At 60.3% G+C, this 26,996-nt stretch carries 24 protein-coding genes and 1 pseudogene; 15 read left to right on the top strand and 10 right to left on the bottom strand.

What is annotated here, in order from left to right:
* Nucleotides 1-375 precede the first annotated feature (375 nt).
* The 7 genes from BLV09_RS35260 (at nt 376) to BLV09_RS35290 (ending at nt 9,615) form a co-directional block, all read left to right on the top strand.
* Nucleotides 376-1,281 (top strand): sugar phosphate isomerase/epimerase family protein, encoded by a 906-nt coding sequence (locus tag BLV09_RS35260; RefSeq protein ID WP_167559002.1) that lies wholly within the window; start codon nt 376-378, stop codon nt 1,279-1,281.
* Nucleotides 1,282-1,361: 80 nt separating this feature from the next.
* On the top strand, nt 1,362-2,462 hold the full coding sequence (locus BLV09_RS35265; RefSeq protein WP_146690703.1) for a Gfo/Idh/MocA family protein: 1,101 nt from the start codon (nt 1,362-1,364) through the stop codon (nt 2,460-2,462).
* Nucleotides 2,463-2,501: 39 nt separating this feature from the next.
* Nucleotides 2,502-3,743, top strand: coding sequence for a Tm-1-like ATP-binding domain-containing protein (locus BLV09_RS35270; RefSeq protein WP_146690704.1), 1,242 nt, complete (start codon nt 2,502-2,504; stop codon nt 3,741-3,743).
* The gene (locus BLV09_RS35275; RefSeq protein ID WP_146690705.1) at nt 3,740-4,600 is read left to right on the top strand and encodes a phosphoenolpyruvate hydrolase family protein; all 861 of its coding nucleotides are present in this window, start codon (nt 3,740-3,742) and stop codon (nt 4,598-4,600) included. Before BLV09_RS35270 ends, BLV09_RS35275 begins: the two co-directional genes overlap by 4 nt.
* A 31-nt stretch (nt 4,601-4,631) precedes the next feature.
* Entirely contained in the window at nt 4,632-5,069 is a 438-nt protein-coding gene (locus BLV09_RS35280; RefSeq protein WP_100383215.1) for a VOC family protein, read from the top strand.
* Between the two features lie 22 nt (nt 5,070-5,091).
* Nucleotides 5,092-6,096, top strand: coding sequence for a C-terminal binding protein (locus BLV09_RS35285; RefSeq protein ID WP_146690706.1), 1,005 nt, complete (start codon nt 5,092-5,094; stop codon nt 6,094-6,096).
* Between the two features lie 234 nt (nt 6,097-6,330).
* Nucleotides 6,331-9,615 (top strand): efflux RND transporter permease subunit, encoded by a 3,285-nt coding sequence (locus tag BLV09_RS35290; RefSeq protein ID WP_146690707.1) that lies wholly within the window; start codon nt 6,331-6,333, stop codon nt 9,613-9,615.
* 175 nt (nt 9,616-9,790) lie between these two features.
* On the opposite strand, the gene BLV09_RS38550 is transcribed toward BLV09_RS35290, so the two are convergent.
* A complete protein-coding gene (locus tag BLV09_RS38550; RefSeq protein WP_283806812.1) occupies nt 9,791-9,919 on the bottom strand; it encodes a hypothetical protein in 129 nt (42 codons plus the stop codon).
* Between the two features lie 623 nt (nt 9,920-10,542).
* Nucleotides 10,543-11,451, bottom strand: a complete 909-nt coding sequence (locus BLV09_RS35295) for a LysR family transcriptional regulator (protein ID WP_100383211.1) — start codon at nt 11,449-11,451, stop codon at nt 10,543-10,545.
* A 117-nt stretch (nt 11,452-11,568) separates the two neighbouring features.
* Between BLV09_RS35295 and BLV09_RS35300 the strand changes: the two genes are divergently transcribed.
* From BLV09_RS35300 to BLV09_RS35320, 5 genes are read left to right on the top strand one after another with little or no spacing between them, the layout of a single operon-like run.
* Complete coding sequence (locus tag BLV09_RS35300) at nt 11,569-13,038, top strand: aldehyde dehydrogenase family protein (RefSeq protein ID WP_146690708.1); 1,470 nt, start codon at nt 11,569-11,571, stop codon at nt 13,036-13,038.
* 48 nt (nt 13,039-13,086) lie between these two features.
* Nucleotides 13,087-14,106 carry an ABC transporter substrate-binding protein gene (locus BLV09_RS35305; RefSeq protein WP_100383210.1) on the top strand — a complete coding sequence of 340 codons (1,020 nt, stop codon included), beginning with the start codon at nt 13,087-13,089 and terminating at the stop codon, nt 14,104-14,106.
* An 11-nt stretch (nt 14,107-14,117) separates the two neighbouring features.
* Nucleotides 14,118-14,888 carry an ABC transporter ATP-binding protein gene (locus BLV09_RS35310; protein WP_100387064.1) on the top strand — a complete coding sequence of 257 codons (771 nt, stop codon included), beginning with the start codon at nt 14,118-14,120 and terminating at the stop codon, nt 14,886-14,888.
* Nucleotides 14,881-15,771, top strand: a complete 891-nt coding sequence (locus BLV09_RS35315; RefSeq protein WP_100383209.1) for an ABC transporter permease — start codon at nt 14,881-14,883, stop codon at nt 15,769-15,771. Before BLV09_RS35310 ends, BLV09_RS35315 begins: the two co-directional genes overlap by 8 nt.
* A gap of 38 nt (nt 15,772-15,809) precedes the next feature.
* Nucleotides 15,810-16,796 carry a hypothetical protein gene (locus BLV09_RS35320; protein WP_146690709.1) on the top strand — a complete coding sequence of 329 codons (987 nt, stop codon included), beginning with the start codon at nt 15,810-15,812 and terminating at the stop codon, nt 16,794-16,796.
* A gap of 140 nt (nt 16,797-16,936) precedes the next feature.
* On the opposite strand, the gene BLV09_RS35325 is transcribed toward BLV09_RS35320, so the two are convergent.
* Nucleotides 16,937-17,857 (bottom strand): alpha/beta fold hydrolase, encoded by a 921-nt coding sequence (locus BLV09_RS35325; RefSeq protein ID WP_146690710.1) that lies wholly within the window; start codon nt 17,855-17,857, stop codon nt 16,937-16,939.
* Nucleotides 17,858-18,251: 394 nt separating this feature from the next.
* Between BLV09_RS35325 and BLV09_RS35330 the strand changes: the two genes are divergently transcribed.
* Together BLV09_RS35330 and BLV09_RS35335 are read left to right on the top strand one after the other, a co-directional pair.
* A complete protein-coding gene (locus BLV09_RS35330) occupies nt 18,252-18,458 on the top strand; it encodes a hypothetical protein (protein ID WP_146690711.1) in 207 nt (68 codons plus the stop codon).
* Between the two features lie 223 nt (nt 18,459-18,681).
* Nucleotides 18,682-19,464: a helix-turn-helix domain-containing protein gene (locus tag BLV09_RS35335; protein ID WP_146690712.1), complete on the top strand. Its 783-nt coding sequence runs from the start codon at nt 18,682-18,684 to the stop codon at nt 19,462-19,464.
* A gap of 481 nt (nt 19,465-19,945) precedes the next feature.
* Here BLV09_RS35335 and BLV09_RS38375 read toward each other — a convergent pair whose 3' ends face one another.
* From BLV09_RS38375 to BLV09_RS35355, 5 genes and pseudogenes are all read right to left on the bottom strand, one after another.
* Nucleotides 19,946-20,365 (bottom strand): threonine/serine exporter family protein, encoded by a 420-nt coding sequence (locus BLV09_RS38375; protein WP_244548906.1) that lies wholly within the window; start codon nt 20,363-20,365, stop codon nt 19,946-19,948.
* A gap of 30 nt (nt 20,366-20,395) precedes the next feature.
* Nucleotides 20,396-21,298 carry a threonine/serine exporter family protein gene (locus tag BLV09_RS35340; protein WP_244548907.1) on the bottom strand — a complete coding sequence of 301 codons (903 nt, stop codon included), beginning with the start codon at nt 21,296-21,298 and terminating at the stop codon, nt 20,396-20,398.
* Nucleotides 21,299-21,317: 19 nt separating this feature from the next.
* Entirely contained in the window at nt 21,318-21,599 is a 282-nt protein-coding gene (locus BLV09_RS35345) for a malate:quinone oxidoreductase (RefSeq protein WP_244548908.1), read from the bottom strand.
* A gap of 22 nt (nt 21,600-21,621) precedes the next feature.
* Nucleotides 21,622-22,092 (bottom strand): annotated as a pseudogene (locus BLV09_RS35350) (lyase family protein); the annotation flags it as partial.
* A 952-nt stretch (nt 22,093-23,044) separates the two neighbouring features.
* A complete protein-coding gene (locus BLV09_RS35355) occupies nt 23,045-23,446 on the bottom strand; it encodes a hypothetical protein (RefSeq protein WP_146690713.1) in 402 nt (133 codons plus the stop codon).
* Between the two features lie 9 nt (nt 23,447-23,455).
* Between BLV09_RS35355 and BLV09_RS35360 the strand changes: the two genes are divergently transcribed.
* A complete protein-coding gene (locus tag BLV09_RS35360; RefSeq protein WP_146690714.1) occupies nt 23,456-25,036 on the top strand; it encodes a hypothetical protein in 1,581 nt (526 codons plus the stop codon).
* 32 nt (nt 25,037-25,068) lie between these two features.
* On the opposite strand, the gene galE is transcribed toward BLV09_RS35360, so the two are convergent.
* On the bottom strand, nt 25,069-26,100 hold the full coding sequence (gene galE / locus BLV09_RS35365; protein ID WP_146690715.1) for a UDP-glucose 4-epimerase GalE: 1,032 nt from the start codon (nt 26,098-26,100) through the stop codon (nt 25,069-25,071).
* Between the two features lie 192 nt (nt 26,101-26,292).
* Complete coding sequence (locus tag BLV09_RS35370) at nt 26,293-26,967, bottom strand: sugar transferase (RefSeq protein WP_100383199.1); 675 nt, start codon at nt 26,965-26,967, stop codon at nt 26,293-26,295.
* Nucleotides 26,968-26,996 lie beyond the last annotated feature (29 nt).

The raw sequence follows: 26,996 nt of genomic DNA on the forward strand, positions 1-26,996 counted from the left end.
GCCGGGTGTTCTGGTCGCCGAAGACGGGATGCATTGGCCGCTTCGGCAGACAACTGCGGCTAACTTGATAGTCTAGATGTAATAAAATCTTGGACAAGTGTGAGCAGCATGTCAATAAGTTAAATCGCAATCGGGGCCGACCATGCGAAAATGCCGCAATATGCGGCCGGAAATGCCGGCCTGCGCGCCGAAACCAAAATTACAAGTTAGTTGACATCTTCGCCGATGTGCCGTAGGTCGACCTGGATGCCTCGCGGAAAGGGATCCCGAGATTTCCCGCAGCATGCGCGAGGCGTCGGCGCCGCCGACTGGATGGCCGCGATACGGATCGCGCCGTCAGGCAGGCGTCCGGAAACGCTTCGGAGATGTTGTGACATGCGGCTCGGCTGTATCTTCCTCGCCCCCCAATCGCTGGCGGAGCTCGACGCGATGGCCGAGACGCTCGACGTCTACGGCCTGTCCGCGATCATTGCGCCGAAGACGTTCGGCGATTTCACCGAGGATGAGGCTTACGCCTATGGCGAGCGCGCCCGTGCACTTGGCCTTGTCGTCGGCGAGACCGGCCTGTGGGAAAATTTCCTCACCGACGACAAGGAGCTGCGCGCCAACCGGATCGAGCGGTTCCGGCGCTTGCTGCGCAACGCCGACATCGCCGGGATCCGCTCCGCCAACACGCTGGTCGGCACCAAGCACGCTTCCGACCGGCCGCTGTTTCCGCACGCCTACAATTTTACCAAGGAATGCCGTGCCGAGTTTCGCGAGATCGTGTTGCGCATCCTCGACGGCCTCGAACTCAAGAACACCAAATACGGCATCGAGCCCTGGTACACGACGTTTTTCTACCAACCGGAAGACATCATGGAGTTCATCGTCTCGGTCGGGCATCCGCGCTTCGGTTTGCACATGGATCAGGGCAACATGATCTCCCACGCTTCGTTCTACAACACGACGGCGATGATCGAGAAAACCTTCGCGCTGCTGAAGGACGATGTGGTGTCGGTCCACATCAAGGACATCCAGTGGGAAGGCGCGCATTTCGGCCTGCGCTGGAACGAGGTGCCGCTCGGCGAGGGCACGATGGATATCGCGACCTATCTGCGCCATATCACGACGCTCGACTCCGACATGACCTGCTATCTCGAGCACTTCTACGAAGAGCGCGACTACGCGCTGAACTTCGCCCGGCTGCACCACATCGCGCGCGGCGAGGGCCTGTCTTTCCTGCCGCGCCAGCCCTTGAAGAGCGAACGGATCGTCACGGGAAAATTCCCGAAAGGATGAGCACGGCAAGGCGGCTTGCGCATCCGGCAACATTTGCGAGCGGCGGCCATCGTGGAGCCGTCTGCCCCGAGGAGGACTGAATGGACCTGCGACTAGGCATCGTCGGCTGCGGCCGTATCTCCCACGCGCACGGCATCGCCGCGCAGCGCATCGGCAAGGGCTTGCGTTTCTCGGCCTGCACGGACGTCAACGAGGATGCGGCGCGCAATTTTGCGACCACCTATGGCAGCAACTCCTTCTACACCGACTATGCCGAGATGCTTAAGAAGGAGCAGCTCGACGGCGTGGTGTTCGCGACCTGGCCGGCACAGCACCGCGAGCAGATCGAGACCGCGATCAAGGCGGGGGCGCGCTTCATCCTCTGCGAAAAGGCGATGGCGCTGACCGGTGCGGAAGCCGTCGAGATCTACGATCTGGCGAAGAAGCACGGCGTCACCATCGTCGAAGGCTTCATGTACACGCACCATCCCGCGATCGCGAAGCTCGACGAACTGGTTCATCGCGATGTCAGCGGCGCGATCGATTCCGTGCGCGCAAGCTTCCATATGTTCCTGCCGGAGCCGGAGGGCACCCAGCTGACCTGGCGTCAGCGCAAGGAAACCGGCGGCTCGGTGCCGTATGACCGCACCTGCTATCCCGTAAACATCTGCGCGCGCTACGCGCAGGCGCTGCCGGTAAAGGTCGCCGCGACCGTGGCGGTGAGCGAGAAGCTCGGCACCATCACCCGCCTCTACGGCGAAGTCACTTACGAGAACGGCCGCGTCGCTCTGATCGAAAGCAGCAACACGGCGGTATTCGGCCAGGAGGTGCAGGTCACCTGCGCCAACCGCATCTATCGGCTGGCGACGCCGTTCACGATGCCGGGTGACGGCACCGTGGTCGAGATCGAGGCACTGAAATTCTCGCATATCCGCGAGCATACGCACGCAGTGAAGTCGCCGCTGCCGGTGCAGGACGACCTGCCGTCGTTTCACGCCTATCGGCCGCAGCTGGAGAATTTCGCGAAAGTCGTCGCCGGTCAGGCGAAGCACTCGCAGCCGCTGCTGGTCGAGTCCGTGGTGAACAGCTTTACGCTCGACGGGCTGGTGCGCGCCGGCCTCGAGGAGCGGGTCGTCAAGATCGAAATTCCCGAGCACATCAAGAAAGACTGGCGCGCGGCCAGGGAAGGCTCCTTTGCGTAACGATTCGATCGCCAGCGACACGATGCAGCGGAGGCGGCGATGACGGACAGCCGGCCGACGGTGGTCATCGCGGCGACCCTCGATACCAAAGGTGTCGAGGTTGCCTTCGTGCGCCGCGAGTTCGAGCGGCGCGGCGTCGGCGTGACGGTGATCGATTGCGGCATTCTCGGCGAGGCGGGGACCGCGGCGAGTTTCACGCGCGCTGACGTCGCCCGTGCCGGCGGCGGCGATCTCGCGGCCATGCGCGCGTCGCGCGACCGCGCCAGCGCGATCCCGACGATGATCCGGGGCCTTGAGGCCATCCTGCGCAATCTGCTGAGCCAGGGACAGGTCGCCGGCTATTTCGGCCTCGGCGGCGGCACCAATGCCGCGCTGGCCTCCGCCGCGTTCGCGCAGCTTCCGTTCGGCGTGCCGAAGATGCTGGTTTCGACGGTCGCCTGCGGCAACACGCGGCCGTTCGTCGGCATCAAGGACGTGATGCTGGTGCATTCCGTCGTCGATATCCTCGGCCTCAACGCCTTCCTCGAGGATGTACTGGTGCGGGCGGTGACGGCGTTTTGCGCACTGGTCGCCGCGCCGCCAGCCGCGGCCGTTGGCGTAGGCCGGCCCTGCATCGGCATGACGACCTTCGGCTCGACCACCGAAGGCGCGATGATCGCGCATGACAAGTTGATCGGCGACTATGATGTGCTCGCGTTCCATGCCCGCGGGATCGGCGGCGAGGCGATGGAGGCCTTCGTGCGCGAAGGGCGGATCCAGGGCGTGCTCGATCTCACCACGACGGAAGTCGCTGATGAACTCGTCGGCGGAATCTGTAGCGCGGGTCCGAACCGGCTGTCGGCAGCGGCCGAGACCGGCGTGCCGCAGGTCGTGCTGCCCGGCGCTATCGACATGGTGAATTTCGGCCCTCCCGCAACCGTGCCGGAACGGTTCAAGGGCCGCATTTTCACCTCCCATACGCCGCACGCCACGCTGTTGCGCACCACGGCGGAAGAAAACGCTGCCATCGGCGAGTTCATCGCCGCAAAACTTAATCGTGCGCGAGGGCCGGTCGCCGTGGTGCTGCCGCTACGCGGGTTTTCGGCCTACGACATCGTGGGCGGCCCGTTCTTCGACCCGGATGCGGATGCAGCCTTCTGCGCGGCGCTGGCCGCAAAGCTCGACCCGGCCATCCCGCTCGAGCGCATCGACGCCCACATCAACGACCGCGCCGTGATCGACCGTGCCACGGCGCTGTTGACCGCGATGATTTCCAGTTCGAACCGTCTCGAGGCACCATGAGCCGCAGATTCAAGCGAAACGAAGTTCTCACCCGCCTGAAGGCGCAGATCGAGGCGAAAAAGTCGCTCCTCGTCGTCGGCGCCGGCAACGGCCTGGTGGCGCGTTGCGCGGAGGACGCGGGCGCCGATCTGATTGTGGTCTATAATTCCGGCTATTTCCGCCTTAACGGTCATCCCAGCATGCTCGGCAACCTGCCGATCGGCAACGCCAACGAGATCATGCTCGAACTCGGCGCGAAGTCGGTGATTCCCGTGACGCGCGACGTGCCGGTGATCGGCGGCGTCTATGGCGTCGATCCGACCCGCGACATGGGCATGTTGTTCGAGGACATGCGCCGTGCCGGCTTCTCCGGCGTCATCAACTTCCCGACCGTTGGCCGCATCGACGGGCAATATCGCCTCGACCTTGAGGCGGCCGGGCTGGGCTTCGGCCGCGAGGTCGAGATGGTGCGCCGCGCCCGCGCCGACGACATGCTGACCATGTCCTATGTCTACAAGCCGGAGGACGCGCTGCAGATGGTTGATGCCGGCTGCGACGTGATCGTCGGTCATTGCGGCCTCACGGTCGGCGGCGACGTCGGTTCGACCAATGCGATGGCGCTCGAGAAGGCCTTTGACATGCTGAACGGCATTTTCGACGCAGTTCGGAGGGCCAATTCCGACGTGATCCTGCTGTCGCATGGCGGCCCATTGTCGAACATGGCCGACGCCGAACTTGCTAATCTCAGGACCGGTGCCGTCGGCTTCGTCGCCGCCTCCAGCATCGAGCGGATTCCAATCGAGCAGGCGCTCAAGGAGGCCTGCCGCGGCTTCAAGGGCATTAAGGTCGCGGATAGCAACACCAAGCTCCGCGCCTGATCCGCGCCCGCGCTTATATCGAGGAAGAACTATGGAAAAAGTCGTTTTCGATCACACCGGTTTCATCACGCCGTCGCTGGAAGGCTCGGTCCGCTTCTGGTCAGAGGTGATGGGTTTCGACCCCAAACCGAGCGTCGAGCGCAAGGGCGATTGGGTCGCGCCGTTCACCGGGGTGCCCGGCGCCGAACTCAAGATCGCGCATCTATTCGGACACGGCACCCACCTCGAATTCATCGAGTTCGGGGCGGCCGGTGGCGCGGCTGGCGAACCGAGGGCCAATAATGCCGGCACCGGCCACGTCTGCTTCAAGGTGCAGGATCTGGATGCCACGGTGGAGCGCATTCTTGCCGGCGGTGGCAAGCTCGCGGGACGCATCACCACGATCACCGAGGGCGCCGCCGCGGGCATCCGCGGCCTCTATCTGCGCGATCCCTTTGGTGTCCTGATCGAACTACTGGAATCCAAGTAGGGTCATCCGGTAAAGTCAGATCATGACGACGATTCTCTATCCGGAAGCTGCTTTCACCGACATTGCCTATGAGCGCGGCCTGTTCGGGCCGGACGTCGAGATCATCCGCCGCGATGTCGGCGCGCTGGCCGATCTCGACAACGCCGATTGCGCGCGTGCCGACGGCCTGATGCTGTTCCGGCACTTCTTCCCGGCCGAACAGATGGCGCGGTTTCCGAAGCTGAAAGTCGTGGTTCGGATGGGTGTCGGCTATGACCGTATCGACCGCGCCGAGGCGGCGCGGCGGGGGATCACGGTCTGCAACTGTCCGGACTATGGCACGACGGAAGTCGCCGATCATGCCGTTGCGCTGGCGATGACGCTGCGGCGCGGCGTGCTGCTGCACCACGAGGCGCAACGACGCGCGGCAAGCGCCGCCTGGACGCCGATCGACGATCCGCTGGTGCGCCGTCTGTCATCCATGGTCGTCGGCATTGTCGGCCTCGGCCGCATCGGCACCGCCGCCGCGCTTCGTTTCAAGGCGTTCGGCTGCCGCGTCGTATTCTTCGATCCGCATCTGCCGAACGGCGTCGAACTGGCGCTCGGCCTGTCGCGCGCCGCGACGCTGGCGGATCTGCTGCGCCAGAGCGACATCCTCTCGCTGCACGTGCCGCTGACGCGCGAGACCCGTGGCATGGTCGGCACCGGTGAAATCGCGCTGCTGCCGCAAGGCGCGGTGATCGTCAACACCGCGCGTGGCCCGGTGCTTGATCTTGCGGCGGTCGAGGCGGGGCTGCGCAACGGCCATCTCGCGGGTGCGGGTCTCGACGTGATTCCGGTCGAACCGCCGGTCGAGCCGCTGCCTGAACTGCTGCGCGCCTATCGCGCCCGCGAACCCTGGCTGGAAGGCCGGCTCGTCATCACGCCGCACAGCGCGTTCGCCTCGCCGGAGGCGTATGAGGACATCAAGCGGAAATCCGCCGAGACGATGCGAGCCGTGTTGATCGACAACAGACCGCAAAACGTCATCCCGTCGGAGGCGGATTAGGACCCAACCGGCGAGATTTTCCTGGATTTCGAATACCCATCTGCCGCTGTTCCGCTATGAGCAACAGCAGGCTATTGGTCTTGTGGCCAAATGCGGCTGAACTATGAACTCGCGGGCGCGCAGCCTGCGTTGGGTCAGCTTCTGCTGGGAGGCACGCGGGCGAGGCTCGGCAATCCCTGATCCTTGGACGGATCACGTTACGGCAGTATAAGGTGGACGAGGTCAAGTTCACTGATGAGTCTGTCAAGCCCGTTCGTCCGCAGGCCTGTCGCTACAACGCTGCTGACGTTCGGGTTGGTCGCTGCCGGCGTTGTCGCGTTTTTCAAGCTGCCGGTCTCGCCGCTGCCCGATGTGGATATCCCGACCATTTCGGTGCAAGCGACCCTGCCAGGTGCAAGCCCCGAAGATGTAGCGACCACGGTTGCGAGTCCGCTGGAACGCCATCTCGGCCAGATCGCCGATGTCACCGAGATGACATCATCGAGTTCGCTCGGCTCCGCGCGCATCAATCTGCAGTTCGGCATCAATCGCAACATCAACGGCGCCGCGCGCGACGTCCAGGCGGCGATCAACGCGTCGCGCGCCGATTTGCCGACCGCGTTACGGAGCAATCCCACCTACCGCAAGTTCAATCCTGCCTCGGCACCGATCCTCATTTATACGCTGACATCGAATACGCTGACGCCCGCCGAACTTTATGACGCCGCTTCGACCGTGCTGGCGCAGAAGCTGTCGCAGGTCGAAGGCGTCGGCGAGGTCAGCGTCAGCGGTGGATCGCTGCCGGCCGTGCGCGTCGAGCTCACGCCGCAAGCGCTCTACAAATACGGCATCGGCCTGGAAGACATCCGCGCTGCGCTCGGCAGCGCCAATGCCCACAGTCCGAAGGGGGGCATCGACGCCGGAGACCAGCGCTATCAGATCTATTCCAACGACCAGGCCACAAAGGCGGCGGACTACAAACCGCTGGTGGTCGCTTATCGCAACGGCGCCGCGGTGCGGCTGACGGACGTCGGCGAGGTGCTCGATTCCGTCGAGAACCTGCGCAATCTCGGTCTTTCCAACGGCAAGCTGGCGGTCATGATGATCGTATACCGGCAGCCAGGCAGCAACATCATCGGGATGGTCGATCGCGTGAAGTCGCTGATGCCGCAATTGCGGGCATCGGTCTCGCCCGCGATCGACATCAATCTCGCAGTTGATCGCTCGATCACGATCCGGGCCTCGCTGCGGGACGTCGAAATCACGCTCATCATCGCCGTGATTCTGGTCATCCTCGTGGTGTTTGCATTTCTGCGCAGCGGGCGGGCGACGCTGGTGCCGGTGGTTGCGGTGTCGGTATCCCTGATCGCGACCTTTGCGGTCATGTATCTGCTCGGATACAGCCTCAACATCTTTTCGCTGATGGCGCTCACGGTCGCGACCGGATTCGTCGTCGATGACGCCATTGTCGTGCTGGAAAACATTTCCCGCCATCTGGATGCAGGAAAGTCGGCGCTGGAGGCCGCGCTGGAGGGGGCCAGGGAGGTCGGCTTCACGGTGCTGTCGATGAGTGTTTCGCTGATCGCCGTATTTGTCCCGATCCTGCTGATGGGCGGCCTCGTCGGTCGGCTGTTCCGTGAATTCGCCGTGACGATCACCGTTGCCATCGTGATCTCGCTGGTGGTTTCGCTGACCACAACGCCGATGATGTGTGCGGTGCTGCTGCGCGGCGAGCGCGGCCGGCCGCACGGACGGGTCTATCGTGTGAGCGAACGCATCTTCGAGGCGATGCTGAGCGGCTATCGGCGGACGCTGACCGTTGCGCTGCGTCACCCGCGCTCGGTGATGCTGGCTCTGGCTACGGTCCTCGGCCTGAATTTCTATCTCTACGGGGTCGTTCCGAAGGGCTTCGTCCCGCAACAGGACACCGGGCTGTTGGTCGGCTCGATCCAGGCCGATCAAAGCATCTCATTTCAACTGATGCAGCGAAAGCTCACCCAACTCGTCGGCATCGTCAGAGACGATCCGGCGGTCGATACCGCCGTCGGCTTCACCGGTGGCGGCGTGGGGCCGGGCGGGGGCTCGACTAATTCCGGCACCGTGTTCGTCTCCTTGAAGCCGCTTCGCGACCGCAAGCTGTCCGCCGATCAGGTGATCGGCCGGCTGCGGAGCAAGCTCACCGCGGTGCCGGGTGCCACGCTTTTCCTGCAGGCGGTGGGAGATCTCGGCGGCGGCGGACGATCGAGCAGCGCACAGTATCAGTACACGCTGCAGGGATCGACGTTCGAAGAGCTGAATGAATGGACGCAGAAGATCGTCGCTGCGCTTCAGACCGCGCCGGCCCTCGTCGACGTCAGCAGTGACCAGCAGGACAAGGGCCTCCAGGCCAATCTGGTTATCGACCGCGATGCCGCCGCGCGGCTCGGGATCACGATCAGCCAGATTGACAACACGCTCTACGATGCCTTCGGTCAGCGGCAGGTCTCGACGATCTATGTGGCGCGCAACCAGTACCACGTGATCATGGAGGTGGCGCCCGAGTACTGGCAGAATCCGCAGACGCTAAAGGATGTCTATGTCAGCACCTCTGGTGGATCGGCAAGCGGCTCGCAAACTACCAATGCCGTGCCCGGCACCGTCGTGTCGTCGGCAAACGCCGAGTCGGTGAATTCGGTTGCGGCCAGTGCGGTCCGAAATCTTGCGACCAACTCGATCGGCGCCACCGGCAAAAGCGGGTCGTCGACCGGGACAGCGGTCAGCACCAGCGAAGAGCGAATGATTCCGCTGTCGAGCGTCGCCAGGTTCGGGCAAGGCCAGACATTGCTCGTGGTCAACCATCAGGACGGCCTGGTCGCGAACACGATCTCGTTCAATCTCCCGCCCGGCGTCTCGCTGAGCACGGCGGTTGCGACGATCGAGGCGACCATGCGCCGGATCGAGGTTCCCCGGACGGTCGTCGGCTCATTCGCAGGCGCCGCCAAGTACTTTCAGGAATCGATGAGCAGTGAGCCATTTCTTGTTCTTGGGGCGCTCGCGACGATCTATATCTCGCTCGGGATGCTCTATGAGAGCTTTGTCCATCCGCTGACGATCCTGTCCACGCTGCCTTCGGCCGGTGTCGGTGCGATTCTGGCGCTGATGCTGTTTCACACCGAGTTCGACATCATTGCGATGATTGGGGTGATCCTGCTGGTCGGGATCGTGAAAAAGAACGCGATCATGATGATCGATTTCGCGCTCGACGCCGAGCGCTTGCGCGGTCTGTCACCGGCCGATGCAATCTACGAAGCCTGCCTGCTGCGCTTCCGGCCGATCATGATGACCACCATGGCGTCCTTGCTCGGCGCGGTGCCGCTGATCGTCGGGATGGGCGAAGGCAGCGAGTTCCGGCAGCCGCTCGGCATCGCGATCGCTGGCGGGCTGGTTCTCAGCCAGATCCTGACCCTCTACACCACACCCGTTGTCTATCTGTATCTCGATCGCTTCCGGCATTGGAGCAGGCGGCTGCGGCGGGGCCGTCCATCGATGCGCCCAAACTGACGCCCTGATCGGACGCGGATTGCCGGGTTGCCTGAACGTCGCGCTCGGCGCATTCTCAATTCGGTCATCAAGGCAGGTTCGGGAACGGGCCATCTCACGCTCCCAATGTCACCAGCGCACCGTCCCAACTCAGCATTGGCGTCGGGCAGGTTGAGGCCGAGGATAAGGGCGCGGATTAAATTCCAAGAAGCCAAACCGCCACAATGGCTCCGAGCACCGCCAATCCGCTGACGGTCCAGCCGGTCACATAGCCCGGCCCGTTCGTTTCGGGTCTGCCGACCATGGAGTCATCCCAGTGGTTCATAACACCCTCCCAGAGATTGCCCGCCGTAAGTGAGTCGGCGCGACACGCTCAAGGTTCAAACCCGCCGTTCGCTCCGGCTATCTCCCGGGAAGCAGGACGTCGGGAGTTCCAGTCTCTCACTGGGCTACCAGCCGATGTGCCCAAGCTTTGATTGTGGCAGCCTTGCTGACTGGAAAACGGACGGCTCGCGGCGCATATTGCTTTGATGGTGCGACTTGACGAATATCTCACCACCGCGGAATTTAGTGCCCTTGAAGCAATCAGGGACGGTAAAAAACGGCCTATATCAAAGGACCATCGCGACCACCTGCTTGAACTCGGCTACATTCAGGAATCCTCGCAGGAATCCTCGCAGGAAGCCTCGGAAAACGTAGCGATCACGGACGCGGGTCAAATGCGACTTGCGCTGGGAATATGCACCCCAAACGCCAGCGCGACCACAACCAGCCGGGCTAAGTCGACCTAGCGAAACGAGGAGCGGCCGAGCGATCATACTCCGCTTGGGCGGCGTTGTGGTTTTCCGGAGGAAAGATACGCTTTCAAGAGCGGGTCTCGCGCGCAGCTCTCAACTTTTGTTCGCCTCAGGGATCGCGGTCTCGGTTGCACTTGCTCAAAGCGAAAACTTATCGCCGCGAACCCTGCGAGGCTACCTTGAAGCCGGCATGGATAGTGTCGAGAAATTCCGAAACCACGCCGGGCAATACACGGCCCTCGCGCGTGCAGATGTCGACTGACGATGCGGACAGCATCGGATCCGACACGGGAATGGCGACGACCCGCTTGGCCTCGATATCCGATTTGGCGGCGAGGGAAGGCAGGATGGTGACGCCCGATCCTGCACGTGCAAACGCACGCATGGCTTCGATGGAATTCGTCTCCAGTGCGATGTTGACGCGCAACTGGTCGACATGACAGGCCGCATCCATGACCTGTCGAATGCCAAAAGTGCGCTCAGGAAGCGCCAGCGGGTACTTGGCAATCTCCCGTAAGGTCAAAACCCGGCTTTTGGCCAACGGATGTCGTCGGGTGCAGATCAGGTTGAGAGGATCCGGAATCCGAAGCGCGATACGGACGCCCGCGACCGGCAGCGATTGAAAGGCGATACCGATGTCCGCTTCGCCGTCGCGCACCGCCTGCATCACCGTATGGGTGCCCATCGATCTTACGCTGTAAGTAATCTCGGGAAATTTCCGACGAAAGCCCAGCAGCACATCGAACAGCGGACCCGCTATGATTCCCTCGATGCTGCAGATGCGGATATGTCCGCGCTTTATTCCCTTCAGCGCATCGATCTCGAGTTGCGTATTGTCGCCTTCCGCCAGCACGCTTTGCGCATAGCGCAGGTAGATCTCTCCGGCCGCGGTCAGTCCCATCCCGCGCGCATGTCGTTCGAACAACGGCGTGCCGGCATCTTCCTCGGAAATCTGGATGTGACGACTGATGGCCGAGGCGGCCACGTGGAGCCGCTCCGATGCCCCGCGGATCGATCCCGAACGGGCGACTTCAACGAAGTACTTCAGCGGATTGAACATGACCGGCCTCTGTTCGAATTATGAGAACACTAAGTTCTGTTTTTTCTGTTTGCAAGATCGATGGCCTTCACCCAACGTCGTTCCGCGGCCAGTCTTCAAGACATCGGGATGACGTTGATGAATACGCAGAACTCGCAGATTGATCTGATCAGATCGCCGTACGACGGCGCCGTCGTTGGCGAGATGCCGATCGCGAATGAGAATGACATCGAAGCTGCAATTATTGCAGCCCAGCGCGGCTTTGAGACAATGCGTCGGCTGCCGCGGTTTGTACGCGCCGATATCCTGCAACGTGCCTCGGAGATTTTGCGCACGCGACGCGACGAAGTCGTGCGGGTGATCTCTTCGGAGGCAGGCAAGCCTCTTTTTGATGCAAGGGGCGAAGTTTCGCGCGCGATATTCAATCTTTCCAACGCGGCGTCCGAAGCGCGGCGGATCGCCGGCGAGGAAGTTCCGCTCGACATGGATGCGGGGATCTTCGAATATCAGACCACCGGCGCGGGTGGTGCGCGCATCGATCTGAGCCAGGCAGATGCCGAACAATTACAGGCCGCATCCCGCCGCATCGGTATCGCCCGTCGGTTTCCGATCGGTCCGATTCTGGCAATTGCGCCTTTCAACTTTCCGCTGAACCTGGTGCTGCATAAAGTTGCACCGGCGCTGGCGGTAGGAAATAGCGTGGTGTTGAAGCCGGCGCCGCAAACACCGCTTACGTCGCTGCTGCTGGCGGATATTTTGCGGGAAGCGGGGTTGCCTGAAGGCGCCCTGACCGTCGTTCATTGCCCGGTGCCGCTGGCCGAGAAGATGGTCAGGGACGAGCGCTTTGAAATGGTCACCTTCACCGGATCGGCAAAGGTCGGATGGCATATCAAGGCCATCGCAGGACGCAAAAGGGTCGCGCTCGAACTGGGAGGCAATGCCGCGGTCCTGGTGTGCAAGGACGCGGACCTTGATCTGGCCGCCACGCGTTGCGTCCGCGGCGGGGTCGTATATGGCGGTCAATATTGCATCGGTGTGCAACGTATTCTGGTCGAGCAGGAAGTTCATGATGATTTTCTGGCCCGCTTGCTCGACAGGGTGGCCGCGTGCCGCGTCGGTAATCCCGGTGAAGAAGGCGTCGACGTGGGACCGGTGATCGACGAGGGTTCGGCCAAGCGTATCCAGAGTTGGGTCGACCAGGCGCAGGCCATGGGCGCCACGGTGTTGGCGGGAGGCACACGGGATCGCGCGGTGGTTCAACCAACCGTGCTTGGCAACACCCGGGCCGGGATGACGATCGAGGACGAGGAAGTCTTCGGCCCTGTGCTGACGGTCAATCCCTTCAGCAAATTCTCCGAAGCTGTGACCCGGGCGAATGCCACGCGGTACGGCCTGCAGGGTGGACTTTTCACCAACGATCTCCGGCAGGCCTTCAGAGCGCTGGAGGATTGGGATGTCGGCGGATTGATGGTCAACGATGTACCGATTTACCGGATCGACAACATGCCGTTCGGCGGCTGGAAGGAATCCGGCCTTGGGCGCGAAGGCACGCGTTACGCCATGCACGAGATGAGCGAAATCAAGCACCTGGTCATCAATTACAACTGAAGTGCGCGAGAAAAGACTTCGCTTGATGATCCCAAAGGAGAGCTACCGATGAGATTTATGCAGACAATCTTCTCTGTTGCAATTCTCGCTCTTGCCCGTCTTGTCGTCCCTCAACAGGCGTTGGCTGAGCAGGCCGACCTTCGGATCACCATTCCCGTCAAGGCTCTGCTTTATTATCCGGTGTTTGCCGCAAAGGACCTCGGATATTTCTCCGAGGAGGGCATCAACATGGACATCGTCGTCACGCAGGGCGATGGGCCCGACGTCGATGCCCTGATTGCGGGAAGTGTCCAGTTCGCGGCGACGACGCCGAACCGGCTGCTCACAGCCTATGAGCAGGGCAAATCGCTGCTCGGGGTGATGACGATCAGCAAGCGGATAGCCATAAATTGTTTCATGAACAAGGAGAAGGCGGATGCTCTCGGCGTGACCGAGAGCACGCCGATCGCCGAGAAATTCCAGAAGCTCAAGGGGCTGACGATCGGAGGCACCCGACCGGGCGCCTTCACCAATCTGCTTGCGGCCGATTATATCAAGCGCGGCGGCATGGTGCCGCAGCAGGACGCAAGGGTGATTGGTGTTGGCGCTGGTCCGGCGATGCTGGCGGCGCTGGAGAACAAGCAGATCGACGTCGGCTGCATCGCCAGCCCAACGCCGGAAATTGCCGTTTCGCGCGGCAAATCGATCATGTTCATGAACAACACGCTTGGATGGGACAAGGAATTCGAGGAGTTTCTCTTCGCGGTCCTTTATGTGAGGCCCGATTATGCGAAGGCCAATCCTGAAACAGTGCGCAAGGTTATCAGGGCATTGCAGAAGGCAAACGCCTACATCATCAATACGCCATTCGATCAACAGTTGACGTTGCTCCAAAAGGAATATGGCGAGTTGGATCCGGCGATCCTCCGGGACGCGCTGACCAACACCCAATCGGCGATCGAACCGTCAGGCAAAATCTCGCAGCGCTCCGTGGAAGCCGCCGAGAAGCTGTTCATCTCGGTTGGGGTGCTGAGCAAGCCAATTCCCTGGGATGCCGTGACGGACAACTCCTTCCTTGCGAAGCCGTAGAACCGGACATCATGCTGCGCATCAATGATGTATCGAAGCGTTTTGTCGGACGCGACAAAATCACAACGGCGATCGAGGGCGTAACCCTCGACGTCGCGGCGGGCGAATTCATTACCCTGGTGGGTCCGAGCGGGTGCGGGAAGTCCACCATCCTGAATATCATTTCCGGACTCATGCCGGCGACCGAGGGCGAGACCATCGTCGATGGTAAAATCCTTCGGGGAGTGACGCGCGACGTCGGATACGTCACGCAGCAGCCAAACCTGATGCCCTGGCGAAACTTGATCGACAATGTCAGCTTTCCGCTGGAGATCGATGGCGTTTCGCGGCCCGAACGCTATCGCAGGGCCCGCGAGCTTATCAGGCTGGTCGGACTTGAGGGCTTTGAGGGCGCATATCCGAATGAACTGTCGGGCGGGATGCGCCAGAGAGCCAATATCGTCCGCACGATGATTTATGAACCGAAGGTCATCCTGATGGATGAGCCGTTTGGTCCGCTTGATGCACAAACCCGCGTGGTGCTGCAGGACCTGTTGCTCAATCTATGGACGCGAACCGGTGTCACGATCGTGTTCATCACGCACGATCTGCAGGAAGCGATCGGCTTGGGAGACCGCGTCGTTCTATTGAGCGCCAGACCCGGACGCGTGGCTCGAATTGAGCAGGTGCCGCTCCCGAGGCCAAGAGACGTATTCAAGATGCACGACAGCCGGGAGTTCAGAGAACTTTACGACCGGTTGTGGCTTGAGCTGGAGCGACAGGTGAAGGGGTCCCATGTCTGAACCTCACATGTCTGACCTTCAGATGTCTGATCTTCAACTCCAGTCGCAAAAAAGCATGGAAGCGGCGTATGCGGAATCGCGCCGCATCAAGCATGAGCAGTTTAAATACAGGACAGGTGTTCGCGTCGCGCAATTGGCGCTGGTGCTAGGCATCGTGGCAATCTGGCAGGTCGGCGGTGGCGTCCTTTTCGATCCGTTTTATCTCGGAAGTCCCAAGGGGATCGCGACGGTTCTGCTGCACGATCTGCAAGACGTGCAGTTCTATCGCGACCTTCGCATCACCGGAATTGAAATGGGACTTGGATATTGCCTGGGCGCCTTTTCCGGCATTGCGCTCGGAGCTCTGTTTGCCCGGTGGCGGTTCGCTGCAGATGTGTTCAACCCGTTCTTCGTCGCGCTGAACAGCATTCCCCGGATTGCCCTCGCGCCGCTTCTGATCATCTGGTTTGGTATCGATCTGAGCTCGAAGATCGTGCTCTCGGCGACGCTGGTGTTCTTCCTGATGTTCTTCAGTACGCTCGCGGGAATTCGCGGGGTAGACGAGGCGATCATCAATGTCGCGCGGGTCATGGGCGCCAACAGACGACAGATCTTCTTCAAGGTTCAGCTACCGGGCGCGCTGTCCTGGATCATGAACGGCTTGAGGCTCAGCCTGCCATTCGCGCTGATCGGCGTCATCGTCGGAGAGTTTCTGGCCGCCTCCAGCGGGCTTGGTTATCGCCTCAACATGTACAGCACATCGTATAACACCAATGGCACGTTCGCGATGCTGATCGTCATGATGGTCGCCATGATGGCGCTCAATACGCTCATCTCATGGATCGAAGCAAAGGCGATGGGATCACGCGCGGTTTCGACCGGCCCCGGCCTCACATCCGCATAGCATCCCTGCGTCATCGGAATTCTGAAGAGGAAGCGATTATGGAACTGCAAGAACCACTCAGCGTGGCGGTCTGGCGCTATGACAGAACGCAGGGCTTGTATGACGGCCGCATCAGTCTTTCGGGCCGCAAAATGACCCTGATCGACGCGCCGCTGGAGGAGATATTTTCTCGCGCGTTCGAGAAGGCCGAGTTTCATGTCAGTGAGCTGTCATTCAGCAATTATCTGCGGCTCAGCGTCGACGGGAAATGTCCTTATATCGGCATTCCCGTATTTCCATCGCGCAGCTTTCGCCACGGCGCTTTCTACATCCGCACCGGCGCAGGCATAAAGTCACCACAGGATCTCATCGGAAAACGCGTTGGCGTGCGCGAATATTCGATGACCGCGGCTCTCGCGGCGCGGGGAGCCTTGCGTGACCAGTTCAACGTCAAGTCCGAAGACATCCGGTGGGTCATGGGGGATGTTGACGAAAAGGAACGAGACCAGATTAATCTGCCGCGACTTTATCGTCAGATCGACATTGAAGTCGCTCCCGAGGGGGCCTTGCTGAGCAAGATGCTTGTCGAAGGAGAGATCGACGCTTTGCTCGCCTATAAGCCGATCGCGCCGTTCAAGGCAGCCGATCGGAGGGTATCCCGGCTATTCCCCGATCCGGAGACCGTCGAGGAACAGTATTTTGCGGAGACCGGCATATTTCCGATCATGCATCTGGTTGGCGTTCGCCGCGACGTTGCGGACGCTAATCCCGAACTGCCGGCAGAGATATTCCGTGCATTCGTGGCGGCGCAGGACATGGCCAATGAAGACCTTCATCTCGAGCAGGCGCTCAAGATCGCGCTTCCCTGGCTGGCGCGCGAGGTCAGGCGGACGACCGAAATCATGGGAGCCAATTATTGGGCGGCGGGTTTCAAATCAAATCGTTCGGTGATCGAGCGGATGATCGAATGGTCGTTTGCGGATGGGCTGATACCATCGAAAGTCAGCCCCGAGAGCCTGTTTTTCGATGGGCTCTTAAATACATGATTTAACGGACGAAGCCGGACGCCGCTCTGCGGCGTTCCGTCCAGACCCGCATTCGAAGGAACCGCGGACATCAAGCGCCCGCATTTCACATCCTCCGATGCACGATTCGAAGGCCGGCCGAGACCATTCGTTGAAGGGTGTCAGTTTGTCTTGTTCGCCTCCCGCACGAATGCGGCGAGTTCGGTGTTGAACCGTGGGGCGTCTTCATAAAACGGCGAGTGCCCAATTCCCTCATAGATCGAAAGCTTGGCGCCCGGGATGACCGAGGCGGTATACTTGGCGGTGCCCACCTTCGAGTTGCGATCTTCGCCGCCGTGCGTGACCAGGACAGGAATTTTCAGCTTGGACATGTTCTCGGTCGCGTCGAGCGGGCGGCCGCCAAGCGCGGCGCGAACCTTGGGCGGGACCATCATGTTGAACGACAGCATGACCTCGAAATCATCGGCGCTTGGTTGTTTGGAGAAGCAGCCGTGCACGAAGGTTCGAGTTGCTGCAATGTTGGTGGCGAGATCTTCCGACGCCATGATAGGCAGGTTCTTCAGATTCTCACCGACCAGTGCTGGATCAGCCTTGATTCCGGCATCGACGAAATTGATGCCGGCCAGTTGGCCGGCGCCATGGGTTGCCACATAGTCGGAGATGACTCGGCCGGCATAGGACCAGCCGACCAGCACCGGACGTTTGAACCCGGCGGCATCGATCACCGCCTGCACCTCATCGCCCCAGGCTTTGGAGTCCCGGTAAAGCGCTGGATCCAGCGGCTTGTCGGAATTGCCGTGGCCGCGCAAATCGTAAGTGACGATGCGAAACTCCTTGGCCAGGTCGCTATCGACCTGGCGCATCCACGACAGATGGCTCTGCGAGAAACCGTGGATGAACAGGATTTCCGGGCCGTTCGGATTGCCCCATTCCTGTGCCGATATGGTCAGGCCATCAGGCGTCTTCACGCTGATCGGCTTGTACTTTAAGTCCTCTCCATGGCTCGGCTGAGCGATTGCGATGAACAGTGCGGTGGCAGCCGTCACCTTGATGAGGCCGCTATTCCAAACGGACATCGTCATCGAAATCCTCCCTGTTTTTTTATCAGGGTAGCACGAGCGCCAATCGCGTGAAAGCCGGCAGGATTCAGAATCCGTTCGCTCTTGATGTCCCTGAGCTAGACGATCGTCACCCGCTCGGTATCGTCACGCCTCCAGTTGATCCCCGTTGGTCGCCTGGAAGGTGAGGAATGCCCTGACGACAAAAAAGGCCTCGGCCGAGGAGACTACCAATGTCGGAAAAGCCGGGGACGACTCGCAGGGCAGCGCTCGGCGCAATCGTCGCGTTGAGTGCACTCGCAACAAGCGGCGCAATCCAGACCGCGCACGCTCAAACCACCCAAAAGACGTTCGTGCTCGTGCATGGTACCCGGCACGGTGGCGGTGTTGGTGCACGCCCCATCCACTTGCCGCCGTGGTGGAGAAGGTTACCGCCGCCGAGGGCCGCAAGAAGATTGCGCGCAAGACCTATATTCGATCAAGCTTCGACAGCCCGGTGTTCGATCAGACTCTGGCAAAGCTGAAGACAACGCCCGGCTGGAAAACATATGAAGTGCCGTCAGGCCACGATGTCATGATCGACATGCCGGACCGGTTGGTCGAAATCCGGCTCGAGGTGGCCTGAGATCCGGCATTTTCAAAATTGGCCGATCGCATCCGCTCGACGATCTTGGCACTTGGCGTATTTTGATTCTGTGATCTCGACGTCCGCTATCTATCTTCTGGACAGACGGTCCAGCAGGTACAACCGACGTATGGTGGAACGAAATAGCAGAAGACTTACCTTACGGCGCTGTCTACCCCAGGCTCCGCGAAAGCAGGTTAAAAACGAACAATGAGGTTCGAAAATGCCGCTTCAAATCTCGTCGTCGCGCCAAAACGATATATCCAATGTGCCCAATGGAACGCTGCACCTTATCCATCGTGCGGGCAAAAAGGGCATCGGTCATGGACCCCCGGTGCACGGTAACTCCGTTGCGGTTGGGCAAAGCCGGCGCGATGCCGACCCTCGCTCATTTTCTGCCGGACAGCCTTCTGTTGGCGAGGAACAGATTGTCCAAATCCGGGTGCGAAATAGTGTCGTTCGCCAACTCCAGGGATTGGATTTGACTTCGGATGGAGCCTCCAATGTGGATCCGGCGTTGGTACGGTTTTGCAGAGCGCTCGGCACCGCCGGAGTAGAAATTGCAAGGTCTGATCGAAGCGCCGAAGACGCCATTCGGCTCGCCGTCGTGGCGAGCCTTTTCAATTTGCGGGTGCGCGGCCCAGCGCAGGAAAAGAGACTCGAGGCGCCGTTGCCGAAGTGGCGTCTAAAGCGGGTTCAGGAATATGTTGAGAAAAACCTGTCGAAGCACATTACCCTCGCAGACCTGGCTTCGGTGGCTTCGATGAGCCGCATGTATTTCGCAAGCCGTTTCCGGGCAGCGACCGGAATGCGGCCGCACGAATATGTCTTGCGTCGACGGATCGAGCGGGCACAGCAGTTGCTGCTGGCGACTTCCGACGCTTTGGTTGATATCGCGTTGAAACTCGGATTTCAGACCCAAGCCCACTTCACAACGACTTTCAAGAAGGTCGTCGGCAATACCCCTTACCGTTGGCGTCTTGAACGACAAGGCCAGCCCGTTTGATCGATCAACTCTTTGTCGGAGCTAAGGGTTTGCACCGATGGCCATGCGGGCCTCGCGGAGCGCATCCAGGCAGCCTTGAGAATCCCCCGCCTTGTTGGCCTGACGGGCGCGTTGCAGGGCGGCGACTGCCTCGCTCCCATTCGGCCAATTGTCAAACTTGTGCTCTGCTCGCGCTATGGTCGCGGGCGTTGGCTGATGGCCCAGTTTCGCGAATGTCGACTCCGGCGCAAATGGCTCTGTGCCTGCGTGTTGAGCGAGAGCATTGTTGACGGCGATACGCGTGCGATGGAGATCGGCCGAACATGCGCTTCTGGCTGTGACAGATCCCGTTGGGAATGCTGTGGCCGCGGTCAGCAGTACCAGGACGAGAGGGCGGGCATATACTGTATTCACGCGCATATTTGCCTCCGACATAATCCCAAGTGAAGATCGGTATGGGGTTTCTCATTCTAGCGATGGGCGGTGCATACGGAAGCATCAATTATGGGCCTCGATCGTTCCTTTCACGATGGAGGGCGTCGCGAGCGGGCTCCGGCTTTTGGCCTGTCGGATAAGGATCGGTTTTATCGATCAGCATTTTCGGAAAGATGAGTCCGAGCGTCATCGCGAGCAAGATCATGAAAGCGGTGCCGCCATAGGAAATCGTGCGCACGACAAGGGCAGGCGACGCATTGGCGCCGTCGAAGATTAAAGTGAGCAGGCTATCGGCCGCCTGAAACAGGAATACACCCGGGATCAGTGAAACGACTGACGCAAAGGCAAGCGCCGCGAACGGGAGCCGCAGACGATCGCTGATGGCGGCGACGGTTACCCCGACAAGAAGACAAGCACCAAACGCTCCCAGCGCGACATTTGCGCCTAATTTAAAGATCAACAGCCACCGCACCGCATGGGCGAGCATTCCGATGACGATCGGAATGGGCAGTGTTCGCTACGGTAAATCAAAGAACGTCCCGTAAGCCGCGACGGCGACGCCGGCAGCGACGACATCTCTCCACAGCAGGACTGGCGGAACCGGCCCGGCGCCCGGCAGATGGACATCGCCGAAGGCGAGGCCTCCGAGCAGGCCAATGCAAATCGACAATACGATGATGTTTGCATAAACGAGCCGGCTGACGCCAAGCGTGATGCGTGCCCGGACCAGATCGATGGCGCCGTTAAGGAGGTGCGGGCCAGGTACCAGCACCATGCAGGGACAAAAGACGATGAGCCGTGCAAATACGCTCAACCCCAGATGGATCGCGGCGGCGCCAAATAGTCCGGCCAGCAGCGACGCAACGAGAGGCTGGATGAACGGGTTGTGACTGACGGTAGCCAGCCAGCGTCTTGCCGCGGCGCCGATCGCCGCGCTGCAGGCAATCAGCAGCAGTGGAAATATCTCGCTCACGCCAAAGATCACGCCGAGCGCAGCCGCGCCGGCGGCGGCAAGCAGGACGAATCGAAAAAAGCCGACGGGAGGCCGGCTTTGAACTTCCTTCAAGCCCTGCAGAAGCGAGGCGAAATCCAGCCGGTGGTGACAGAAATCGTCGACGAGTTCACCCGTCGAGGCGACCCTTCCCATATCGATGCCGATTGGTTCGACATTTGCGGTGAACCGATGCCCCCTCAACTGGTCATCGGCGATAATGGTTATATCACTCCATCGAATGAATACGGTCGACTTGACGCCAAGTGCCGCCGCTAGCCGCTCGACCTCCGACCTGGTTCGCTCCGTCGTCTGACCGTTTGCGAACAGCGAGGTCGCAACCGAGAGCAGGGCGTCTCGGATCTCGGATGCCTCCAGGGTCTTGTTGACGGCAACCGAAACCGGCAAGCCGCCGTCTCCGTTTTGCATATCGTTTCCCTGACCCCGCTCAGATGTTCTCGATCTTGAGAACAGCTGCGGTATCGGCGCGGATCTGACGGGTCATCGCCTCGTCTTCGATCAGCGAGACACCGTAAGACGGAATGATCTCGCGCAGTTTCGGCAGCCAGCCGGACTTGTTGAGATGGTCCGGGAAGCATTTCTCCAGAACGTTAATGATGATCGAGGCCGCGGTCGAAGCTCCCGGCGACGCACCGAGCAGCGCGACCAGGGAACGATCGGCTGCTGCGACCAGCTCGGTCCCGAATTCCAGAGAGCCGCCGCGCTTCACGTCCGGCTTTATGATCTGGTCCCGTCACGCCCAACGCCGCGGCGATGTACATCGCAGACGGGAACGAGTCGTTGGAGGACTGTGACATGTTGACGTGGTCGTTCGGGTGCACCGGCGATTTGCTGCCAAGCGCCGTGCCGGCCAACTGGCAGCAGCGGTTGGAGATTACCTCGTTCACATTCATGTTGAATTGCGTGCCGCTGCCGGTCATCCAGACGTGGAGAGGGAACATGTCGTGATGTTTTCCGGACAGGATCTCGTCGCAGACCTCGACGATAAGATTGAATTGCTTGTCGCCCAGCCGGTGACCCGTATGGTTGGCCTGTGCCGCAGCCTTCTTGAGGAAGGCATACGAGGTGATCATCTCTCGCGGAATGAGATCCTTGCCGATGCTAAAATGCTCCAGTGATCGCTGAGTCTGTGCGCCCCATAGTTTGTCCTTGGGAACTTCAACGTCTCCCAGGCTGTCGGTCTCAACGCGGGTGTCGCTCATGCTCCAACTCCTCTGGAAGAGAATGCAAGTGCGCTTGACGGCAGGCTGGCTCCGCTACTACCGGGGTTTTATGAAGCCGTTGCCGCCGAGTCTTTCACGTATGCACGACAATATTCAAAAACGCCGGAAATTCTTGAAAACGCGTGTCTTCCCCAGGGTTCGAAGTTCCAGTGTTTCTGGCTACTCGCCGTTCGAGATGTCGCGCGAGCGACGTCCGGCCGGCGATCGCGATACGAGCGGCTGCAGCGCACGGACACGCCGTCGAGCTTGCTGATCTTGCCAGTCGCGGTATGCTCAGCGATGCCGTAGCGATCGAGAGCACGTCCTAATACAAGTTATAATTGAATTGACGCTCGCGGAGCTTTAGGCTTGGGCGCATCGTAAGGGGGGCTGCTCGATGCCAGGATCGGGCCATCGTTCCACCGGGACGTCACCGGATCGCGCTGACATGGCGTCGTCGCGGGCTCCAGCTTTTTTAAACTGCATTCGCCAGGTCGCAGCGCGTTGCTGGGATTGCGTGCTGCGCTTGGCGCTGGTGCTCTGGGTCGTGCGTGTGCCGCTCGTGACCACGACGTTCGGAATCTTGCTGCTCGGTGTGACCTCGCAGGCGCAGGATCTCCTGGTCGAGTTCGCCCATCCACCGTTCTGGTGCAGAACGCTCTTGATGGTTTGGTTCGTCTTTGTGCTGACGGCCGTCTGGGCCATGCCGACGCATTACGCGGCGCGGCTGCTGCTGAATACCGATTCACGCTTCTTGCAATCGCTGGAAGATGAACGCGCGCTGGGGCGAGCGGCCTGTCTAAAGCGATCGTCGAAGGTTGTGCCGCGCCTATTGGGTTTCCTCACCTTTGTCGCGGTCGAGGTTGCCGTGCTGCGGTCTTACCTGAATCTGCCGACCCTGGACGAAGGCGATGTCACCACCGCAGTCAACTGGGCGCTCATCGAGGTGGCGTTACTTGTCGCGGCCGCCAGCGTGGCTTTCGTCTTCTGGGTCATTAAGCGACCGCGGAGCTTGATGCTGCCAAGCTGGCTCAAATCGATAAACGGCAAACTGGGAATTGTTTGGCAATATTTTGCGCCGGGACGCGTCCATGGATCCCACAGCCAAGGGAGCCGTGACGTCGGTCGATTTCTCCTGGCTGCGATTTTTGCCGTCTTCGTCAGCGTTTTTTGTTTCGGCGCCGATCGAATTGCCGGCATATTTCCCCGTGCGATGGCCGTGCCTTTCATTCTTGGCGGATGGCTGCCGTTCCTTGCATACCTTGCGGGCCTCGGCCGGCAATTCCGCGCACCATTGATTGTCGGCCTGTTCACGTTCGTCGCCTTGCTGACTTTCATTTTGGGCGACAAACATTCCGTACGCGTGATCGAGGCGGACGCCGCGGCCGGTTCGCCCGTCAACAAGAACCCTGTGCCTCTGCAAGATGCGCTCATGCAGTGGATGAAGGAGAACCAGTGCGAGCCACAAGGCGGAGACGAGACGCGAGTGGCGAACTGCCCACGGCCAGTCATCGTTGCCGCGGCCGGTGGCGCGAGCCGCGCGGGCTTCTTCATGGCCACGATCATCGGCTATTTCATGCAGGAAGCGTCCGGCAACGGCCTTGATCCCGATAAAGTGCGCCAGCGGCTGTTCGCCATTTCAAGTGTCTCGGGTGGCTCCATGGGAGCTGTGATGGTCACGGTGGCGCTCAACGCCGAGACCAACACGAACGATCATCCCTGCATTAACTCGTCCGTCGACCAATGGTGGGGGCAAACCGTCGGCAATTGGCGCGACTGCTTCGAAGCCTTGACCAGCGGCGACTTTCTGACGGCCGATTTCCTCGGCTTCGCCTTCAACGATATGCTGCCGTTCGGCCCGGGGCGTGACCGAGCTGCCTTATTGGAGGACAGCTGGAGCACGCGGTATAAGCGCGTCGCCACTGCCGCAAACAAATCGGCGACGCCGCCCAAGTGCCAGGGCCTGGACTGTCCATTTCTATCGCTACGGCCGCGACCGGGTCATTGGATTCCTTGGCTTGTTCTCAATGGCGCTTCGGAAGCGACCGGTCGCCGTATCGTGACAACGTCCTTGGCCATGACCTACACGCCGAAGGCGGCGGAGGTGAATCCGTGCCCCACGGCTACCGGGCAGGGGCCGTGCCCGCTATTTGTCCAGGCCGACAGCTTTCATGAACTGCTGCAACACGCCGTGCCTCCCGTCGGCTGGTGGGGATGGCTGGGATTCCTCGAGCGTGATCGCCTGCGAAGCACTATCGGCGATGATGTGCGCTTGAGCACGGCCGCGCACAATTCGGCGCGCTTTCCGTTCATTTCCCCGCCCGGTTCGATCCGGAATCAGATCCTGGACAAGAATCAAAACCAGAGGATCGTCGATCGTATCGTCGATGGCGGTTATTTCGAGAACTACGGCGCGCTAAGCGCGAAAGAGCTCGCTTTGGCCGTGCATGCCGTGGAACCGAGGTTGAAGCCGCTGGTGATCGTGATTTCGAACGATCCAGCGGACGTGCTCGCTCCCAGCGATGACGCCAGGTCGAATCTTCCAAGTCCGCCACGCCCCGCCGTCAACGGCAGCGAATTTGTCACGGATGCCACCGCTTCGCTCACCACTTTCGCTAATGCTCGCACTGCTCACGGTACGTTGGGCGTCGCCGAACTGCAAACGGCGTTGCACCAGGCCATTCCAGATTGCAAAGATCTCGTGATCCAGGTTCGCGTTTGGCCCGATCAGGACAGGACGCTCTCAATGAGCTGGTGGGAATCGTCGCTGGTTCAGCGGCAGTTGCATCGGCAGACCGAGGTTTGCCTGGACAACGGACGAGAGTGCACGTCCTATCTTCATCAGGGCGCCGACGCGAAAGGCGCAGATAAAAATCAGAATGCGCCGCACCTGAAAGCGATTTGGAATGCGATGAAGAACCCAGCTTGCATAGCCGCCAAATAACGGCCGGCCGCGCCCCAGCGGGGCGCTCGTGGTTATGCCGAGGCCTGGCTCGGAGCAATGTCATATCCGTTTGGATTCCGGCTTTGCCATCTCCACGTATCGACGCACATGTCGTGCAGCTTTCGTGTCGCGCGCCAGCCCAGGAGTTGATGTGCGAGGTCGGTGCAGGCGTAGTAGCTCGCGACGTCGCCCTCCCGTCGAGCTGAAAACACGAACGGAATGTCCTTGCCGCACGCCTTCGAGAAGGCGCGCACAAGATCAAGGACGCTGCTGCCGCGGCCCGTTCCCAGATTGACCTGGAGGAAGTCCTGCCGGCCGAGATGTTCGAGCGCACGCAGATGGCCGGTGGCCAGGTCCGTCACATGAACGTAGTCGCGGATGCCGGTTCCATCCGGCGTGCTGTAGTCGTTGCCGAAGATATTGACGTGGGGGCGCCGTCCAACGGCGACCTGAGCGATGAAGGGCATGAGATTGCTGGGAACGCCAAGTGGATCTTCTCCGATCAGGCCGCTGGCGTGACATCCCACGGGATTGAAGTAGCGCAGGATCGCGATCCTGAAGTCCTCAGTGGATTGAGCCACCTCTGTCAGCATGTCCTCGACGACAAGCTTGGTGCGCCCATAGGGACTGTAAGGCGACTTAGGGTGATCTTCAGTCAACGGAAGAAAGATCGGATCACCGTAGACGGTGGCCGATGACGAGAACACGAGCTTGTTGACGCCGACGTCCTTCATGGCCTGCACGAGTCTCATCGAGCCGAGCACGTTGTTTTCATAGTAGAGCAGGGGATGGCTTACCGATTCCGCGACGGATTTCAGCCCGGCGAAATGGATCACGGCTTCGCAGTGATGCGTCGCCAGCACGGTCGTAAGCAGATCGCGATCTCGAACGTCTCCTCGAACGACGAGGGGTGCCGTGCCCGTGATGCGCTCGATGCGCCTGACAACCTCGACATTACTGTTGGAAAAATTATCGAAAATGACGACCTGATGGCCGGCATCGATCAGTTCGATACATGTGTGGGAGCCGATATAGCCGGCGCCCCCTGTAACCATAATTTTCATGCGTTATCCAAATCTATCAATCGAAACCGCGGCGGATCGAACGCTTTGTCCGCAAGGATGGCGGGGAGCTGGCGTTCAGCTGTCCAATGTCATTTATTAATTTTGTCGAAAATTCCGACATCGATAGTTCAAACCGGAACAGCCAATGATCGCCTGTTCCGCCAGCCGTCTCAGATTTTGATTGTCGTGTCTTCAATAAGCGCTGTCGGTAAGCAAAAGAGAAGGTATCGTGACGATCAATATCTTTGCGTCGAGAGTTATCGACCAGTTGTGCGCATAGAACGTGTCGCATGCGACGCGCTTGCTATATGTCGTCGTACTACGACCGCTAACTTGCCAAAGGCCGGTAATGCCCGGGCGACAAGCTTTGTAGGCGTTTACGGCGTTGGAATACCTGACCAGTTCTTCCTCGGTAACAGGTCGCGGTCCGACAATGCTCATGTCGCCTCGAAGGACGTTAAACAGTTGAGGCAACTCATCCAGGCTGGACTTGCGCAGAAGAGGACCGATCGGCGTTATCCTTGGATCGTAGCGCAGCTTGCAATTGGTCGCCCACTCGGCCGCCGCCAGCGGATCGGAGTCAAGGAGCTGCTGCAATCGCTCCGGAGCGTCCGTAACCATTGTGCGAAACTTCAAGCAATCGAAGTGCTTTCCGTTGAACCCGACGCGCCGATGACGGAACAAGGCTGGTCCAGGAGAGGTGACGACGACGGCCAGAAAACAAATAATCAATAATGGAGCGAGTAAAATAATTCCGGAGAGTGCCAGGAAGATGTCGATCGCTCTCTTCGGACTTAATCCTATGGGACGCGGTGCTTCAACAGAAGTAAACCGCAACTTGCCACGTGTATCAACCAAACCGGGCATTCGGGTACTCCTACAAATATGGACGAGAT

The sequence above is a fragment of the Bradyrhizobium canariense genome (assembly GCF_900105125.1).
GTDB lineage: Bacteria > Pseudomonadota > Alphaproteobacteria > Rhizobiales > Xanthobacteraceae > Bradyrhizobium > Bradyrhizobium canariense_A.